General features: G+C 39.7%; 5 protein-coding genes and 1 pseudogene. 1 reads left to right on the top strand and 5 read right to left on the bottom strand.

Annotated elements, in window-relative coordinates; all coding sequences use genetic code 11:
• Positions 1-2,308: YSIRK-type signal peptide-containing protein (locus RWO85_RS09405; RefSeq protein ID WP_314415526.1), on the bottom strand; the 2,308-nt coding region annotated here is incomplete at its 3' end.
• A 255-nt stretch (positions 2,309-2,563) separates the two neighbouring features.
• Between RWO85_RS09405 and RWO85_RS09400 the strand changes: the two are divergent.
• Positions 2,564-2,632, top strand: a pseudogene (locus RWO85_RS09400) (DNA-binding transcriptional regulator); the annotation flags it as partial.
• Here the strand turns inward: RWO85_RS09400 and RWO85_RS09395 are convergent.
• The 4 genes from RWO85_RS09395 to uvrB all read right to left on the bottom strand — a co-directional run.
• On the bottom strand, positions 2,629-3,096 hold the full coding sequence (locus RWO85_RS09395; RefSeq protein WP_295332367.1) for an 8-oxo-dGTP diphosphatase: 468 nt from the start codon (positions 3,094-3,096) through the stop codon (positions 2,629-2,631). The pseudogene RWO85_RS09400 and the gene RWO85_RS09395 sit on opposite strands and share 4 nt — an antisense overlap.
• Positions 3,097-3,168: 72 nt before the next feature.
• On the bottom strand, positions 3,169-3,657 hold the full coding sequence (locus RWO85_RS09390; protein WP_314415524.1) for a GNAT family N-acetyltransferase: 489 nt from the start codon (positions 3,655-3,657) through the stop codon (positions 3,169-3,171).
• 14 nt (positions 3,658-3,671) lie between these two features.
• Positions 3,672-4,298: an NAD(P)H-dependent oxidoreductase gene (locus tag RWO85_RS09385; RefSeq protein ID WP_314415522.1), complete on the bottom strand. Its 627-nt coding sequence runs from the start codon at positions 4,296-4,298 to the stop codon at positions 3,672-3,674.
• 9 nt (positions 4,299-4,307) lie between these two features.
• Positions 4,308-6,214, bottom strand: a 1,907-nt coding sequence (gene uvrB / locus RWO85_RS09380; protein WP_314415519.1) for an excinuclease ABC subunit UvrB, incomplete at its 5' end; no start/stop codon positions are given.

The following is a 6,214-nucleotide window of genomic DNA, read 5'->3' as shown; positions in this document are numbered from 1 at the left end:
GTGTTGTTTCTTTTGCTGGTAAGTTTGCTCTTGACGCTGTACTTACGTCACTGTTGCCGTGTTTAGCAGTTGCGCTAACTTGTGTTCCTGCACTTGCTGCATTGTGCGCTACAGTGACTACTCCAGTCCTTGAATCTACACTTACACCGTCTTTAGATGGTGTTAGACTCCATGTTGAGCCAGTTTTCGTTGCGACTACTGTTGAGTTGCCTACTGTGACTTCTACTCGGTCTGCGCCTGTACTTGGCGTTACGGTTACTCGTGCATTTGCTGTATCGCTTACTACCGTTGGTGCATTTGGTGTTGTTTCTTTTGCTGGTAAGTTTGCTCTTGACGCTGTACTTACGTCACTGTTGCCGTGTTTTGCAGTTGCGCTAACTTGTGTTCCTGCACTCGCTGCATTATGCGCTACAGTGACTACTCCGCTTGTTGGATCTACACTTACTCCTGTTTTCGTTGGCGATAAAGTCCATGTTGAGCCAGTTTTCGTTGCGACTACTGTTGAGTTTCCTACTGTAACTTCTACTCGGTCTGCATCTGCACTTGGCGTTACGGTTACTCGTGCATTTGCTGTATCACTTGCTACTGTTGGTGCTGCTGGTGTTGCTGTTTTAGGTGCTTTAGGAATTACCACAGCATCACTCATATCTGACGTGGTTTCTCTTGTTGTAAAAGTATTTCCATATGCATCTCTAGGAGGTATGCCACCCTGTGCAATATTTTTAACGGTAATTCGATCATTTTCTCTCAGTGCACTAGTTGGTGTCCACGTTGCCTGTCCATTTGTTGCATTTACTACAGTTTGCTTTTGTCCATTAAGATAAAATTCTACTTTACTTATAGGTGTATTCGCAACTCTTGCTGTAACAACTGGCTTTTTCCCTTCTGCATTTACTAAATCAGCAACACTTACAGTAGGTTTTTTAGGTTTTACGGTTATTGGCACATTTAATGTCGTCCATTGCGAATTATTATTTTTATTATTTAGTACATGAACATGCAAATCGTAAGTCCCAATCATATCATTTGGAATTTTCCCTACTAGTTTTATATTAGTTCCACCTTCAAACGGCCCAATACCATCACTCCGTCTGTTAGTATATTCAGTTCTTGGTCCAGTATTTGGGGTTGTAGTAATATATACATCTCTTGTACTAATGGCTTTTGTATCATATTTTACTTTGATAATAATGTTCTTACCATATCCTAATTCTTCACCGGCAACTAAACTCGATAAATCAGCACCTACTGTTTCATAAGTGAATCTTGTATTGTTTGGAGCAGCTCGTAGTCCACTACCTTCAGGTAAAGCAGTCCCATTCAAGATATGATTATGTCCTGCGATATTCCTATCATTTGGCTCAGTATTTTGGGCTTTCTTCCCTACTGTTTCTTTACCATTTGTTGTATCTAGTTTAGGAGTGTTTTCCTCTAGCGGTTTATGATTCGTTTTCACACGTCTTAAACTACTGTTTTTGTAATTAACTAACTCTTTATAAACCGAATTAACTTCCTCTTGATTGTTAGCAGTTGTTAATACTTCTTTAGCTTTTGCAACTTTTTCTTTTAATCCCTTTACTGAATCTTCAGTGTATTTTTCTGGATCTAATTTGTCAATTTCTTTTAAAAGCGTTTCCAATTTGGTTTTATTAGTGAACACGTCCTCGACTTTGACATCTTTTGCAGATTTTTTGATTTCTTCAGTCTGATTAACAAGTGTCACAGCATTCTCTGATACTTCAAACTCTTTTTTATCTTGAGCTTTAGAACCAGATCCATCTTCCTTTTTAGAGGTTTTATCTTCAGTCTTAGACTTAAGTAGACGCACTTGCTCTGTAAGAAATTGAACTCGACTTACTTGACTTGCAATCGCTTCCTCAGAAGTATTTTCTCCATTAAGTAAACGGTTATTTTCATCGGTTAATTGAGTAAGTTGATTAGATAAACTTACTAAACTTTCCTCGTCTACTTTTACAATCGCAGCTTGAAGTTCACTAATAGCCTGAACGAGAGGAGACTTATCCACTAGCTTCTGAGCAACTGGTGTTTTATCACCCACTACTTCCTCTTTTGATTTCTCTATAGGATTCTCTTTAGGTGGAACTCCTTCTGTCAGTTCCGTAACACCAACATTTACCTTTTCAGTATTCGCCGTAGCAGGTGATACTGGTAAAGTGTCTGCCTTAACCGCACCATTTGCAAAAAACATTAATGCAGCAACTGCAACACTTGCAGCACCAAAATGGTACTTACGAATAGAGTAACGGAATACCTTTTCTCCGTTCACTTCACGATATGATTTCCTCATTTAATCGCCTCTCTCTTATTTTTATTTTAGAGGTACTAAAAAATACCCCCCCCCTTAAATATTTTAGTAATTTAAAGAAAGGATATGCTTTTTTAATTTTGGGTACCACACTTGTTTTAAAAACATAGTACACTTTCTATTTTACATCTTTCTTAGAAAAATTAACAGTATAACCCATATATTTTTTCTAATTTAGCATTTAATTTTAGCAAGTATATATACTTTTTTTCCTAATCTTCTATTACTATTAGATAGAAGACACAACAAGACCTCCACTATATCGAGGAGGCCTTGGATCAGCTAGGTTATTTAGTAAAAGACTAGAAGATTTTCTTTTCCCAATCGTCTTCTGTACGGCGAGGGTAGAAAAATTCAGATTTGTCCGGAGCTTCCATCATCTCCATCAAAGGTAACATATCATAGGCCAGATCCAAGTTTGGAATCTGGTCTTTTTGTACCCAAGAAACTTCTCCTTCATCTGAAGAGCGAAGGGTACCAGAGAACTCAGTCGCCTTATAACAAACGACAATATAGCGCCCACCTGTATCTAGTGGCCAATTTTTAATGCCGACAAGTTGAGGATTTTGGATAGTCAATCCTGTTTCTTCATAGATTTCACGAATGACAGACTCTGCGAAAGACTCGCCATTTTCTACATGGCCTCCAGGAAAGGCATAACCTGACCAGCGATTGGTTTCAGGAGAGCGATACTGCATCACCACGCGCTGAGTTTCTAAGTCTTCAATCAGGCAAATGTTTGTTAAAATCGTTAATTGTGCTCGAGACATAAATTTACTCACTTTCTAATTTATTACATTTTCAGACTTGGTACCAGTACCATTAGCTTCTACTTTGTAAAATTATTTAGAATAGAATACCATCCGTTTTTCCTTTATAGTCTTTCCAAGTTCAAGCATCTTTTCTTGTCCATCAAAAGTAAAGCCCATTTTTTGATAGAAAGCAATGGCGCGCTTATTATCTTTCAATACCCATAAGAAAATTTCAGAAAAATGATCAAGAGCAATCAAAGCTGCTTTCATTAACTTTTGTGCGATACCTTTTCCGTAATAGTCTTTTAAAACATATAAGGCAATAATTTCGCCAGCTTGAATAGTCTCATCACGAAAGTTGCCATAACTGATAAAACCAATTACCTTAAGGCCATCTATCGCAATCAATGTATTTTCTGGATACTTTTGACTAAAGAATCGACATCTTTCTAATGTCATTGTCTCCTGAAATTCTGCAGGCAAAAGGTCGTCATAAGCCTCTCTCCACGTTTGCCAGTGAACGAGGGATTTATCTTCTATCTCTTCAGGAGTTTCCATTGATTTTATAGCAATCGTCATTTATTTTCTTCTCCTTAATCCAACACCCTGACTTCCTTTGCTACTTTGTGTAGAAATTTTTGTCTTGTTGAACTTGTATTTACTTCACGGCCTAACTCTCCCAAGATTGAAACCCTCTTTGTTTTTATGCCACAGTGATTCAATACAGCATTCTTTAATACTGATATTCCATAACTATCTGGAATGTTAATCGGACCTGAAAATACTTTGTACCACCAAGTTGGTGCCATAGAAGTTGCATAGATACTAGCTGTTTTTCCTTTTAGTAACTTTTTGAACTGTTTCCCTCTCAAGTAGTTCAAAATAAAGCTTCCTCGATTATTTGCAGAGTATGCAATGCCTGGCGTAAAAACACGATCAATCCACCCCTTCAATAGACTAGGCATACTACTCCACCAAATAGGATAAACAAAAATGAAATGATCTGCCCACTGGATTAATTCTTGAGAGCGTAGAATAAACGGATCGTCCTCCATCCTTTGTCGATAACCATAACGTAAAACAGGATCAAACTCTTCCTCATTAAGATTAATCATTTCAAGTTCATGTCTCTTTGAGTCTATATTTTCTACAATCGTTTGAAAAATTGCTTGGCAGTAACTTTCTTTATCAGGATGTCCATTGATAACTAAAATATTCATAAAATTCCCCTAATCCAAGGCTTTGACTTCCAACATCATATCACGAATCTGAGCTGCTAGTTCAAAGTCAAGCACTTCGACGGCTTCTTGCATTTGTTTTTCTAGTTTCTTAACAAGTTCTTTGCGCTCTTGTTTATTAAGACTATTGATATCCACTTCCTTGTCTTCTTCCTTAGAAACTGCCTTGGTTACAGCGATCAGGTCACGGATTTCTTTCTTAATGGTTTGTGGAACGATACCATGCTCTTCATTATAAGCCATCTGGATTTTCCGACGGCGAGCCGTTTCATCAATGGCACGTTGCATAGACTGGGTCACAGTGTCCGCATACATGATAACATGACCTTCACTGTTACGAGCAGCACGACCAATGGTCTGGATGAGTCCACGTTCGTTACGGAGGAAACCTTCTTTGTCAGCATCGAGAATGGCAACCAAACTTACCTCAGGAACATCAATCCCTTCACGGAGCAGATTGATTCCGACCAAGACATCAAAGACACCCAAGCGCAGGTCACGGATAATTTCCGTCCGCTCCAGAGTTTTGATATCTGAGTGCATGTACTTAACCTTGATGCCCATTTCCTTGAAGTAGTCGGTTAAATCCTCTGCCATTTTCTTGGTCAAAGTGGTGATAAAGGTTCGTTCATTCTTTTCAACACGGGCATTGATTTCACCTAAAAGATCATCAATCTGTCCCATTGTCGGACGGACTTCTACCTCTGGATCCAAGAGTCCCGTTGGACGAATGATTTGCTCAATCACTGTCTCGGTCTGTTCATTTTCGTAGTCGCCTGGTGTCGCTGAAACGTAAACAATCTGGTGCACATGGCTTTCAAACTCCTCACGACGGAGAGGACGATTATCCAAGGCTGACGGCAAACGGAAACCATAATTAACCAGCATTTCCTTACGCGAACGGTCTCCATTGTACATGCCTTTGATCTGCCCCATGGTCATGTGGCTCTCATCAATCATAATCAAGAAATCATCTGGGAAGAAGTCGAGAAGCGTATAAGGAGGCTCACCTTCGCTACGTCCATCCATGTGGCGAGAATAATTTTCAACCCCATTAGTATAGCCCATCTCACGCAACATCTCAATATCATACTCTGTCCTCTGCTTCAAACGCTGGGCTTCAAGCAGTTTACCTTCCTTTTCAAAGATAGCTAGTTGCTCTTCTAATTCTGCTTGAATCTTGGCAATGGCAACTTCCATGTGGTCATCATTGGTCACAAAGTGAGTAGCTGGGAAAATCGCCAAATGATCCACTTCTCCCAATACTTGACCTGTCAAAGCCTCAACTTCACGAATACGGTCAATCTCATCTCCAAAAAATTCTACTCGAAAGGCGTGCTCATCACGAGAGGCTGGGAAAATTTCCACTACATCCCCACGAACGCGAAATCTTCCCCGTTGGAAATCAATATCATTCCGTTCAAACTGGATATCAACCAAATCATTCAAGAGTTTATCACGAGAAATTTCAAGACCTGGACGGAGACTAACGACACTGTCAGCGTATTCCTTGGGCGAACCCAAACCATAGATACAAGAGACCGAGGCAACGACAATAACATCATTACGCTCCAAAAGAGCCGAAGTCGCTGAGTGTCGGAGCTTGTCAATCTCATCGTTGACAGAACTGTCCTTCTCAATGTAAGTATCGCTAGAAGGTACATAGGCTTCTGGTTGGTAATAATCATAGTAAGATACAAAGTACTCAACAGCATTTTCAGGGAAAAATTCCTTAAACTCCCCATAGAGCTGACCAGCTAGAGTCTTATTGTGGGCAATGACCAGCGTTGGTTTATTAACTTTGGAAATGACCTGACTCATGGTATAGGTCTTCCCTGTTCCAGTCGCCCCCATCAGAATCTGAGCTTTTTCTCCACCCTCGATATTATCAACCAACT

The organism is uncultured Streptococcus sp., from assembly GCF_963521865.1.
In the GTDB taxonomy this organism is placed as follows: Bacteria; Bacillota; Bacilli; order Lactobacillales; family Streptococcaceae; genus Streptococcus.
Note: the sequence above shows the minus strand (reverse complement) of the source record. Positions and strands in the feature narration are given on the sequence as shown.

Bases quoted from the DNA above. Each gene is read 5' to 3' on its own strand.
- RWO85_RS09390 (WP_314415524.1), bottom strand. From the start codon at position 3,657: ATGACGATTGCTATAAAATCAATGGAAACTCCTGAAGAGATAGAAGAT.
- RWO85_RS09385 (WP_314415522.1), bottom strand. From the start codon at position 4,298: ATGAATATTTTAGTTATCAATGGACATCCTGATAAAGAAAGTTACTGC.
- RWO85_RS09395 (WP_295332367.1), bottom strand. From the start codon at position 3,096: ATGTCTCGAGCACAATTAACGATTTTAACAAACATTTGCCTGATTGAA.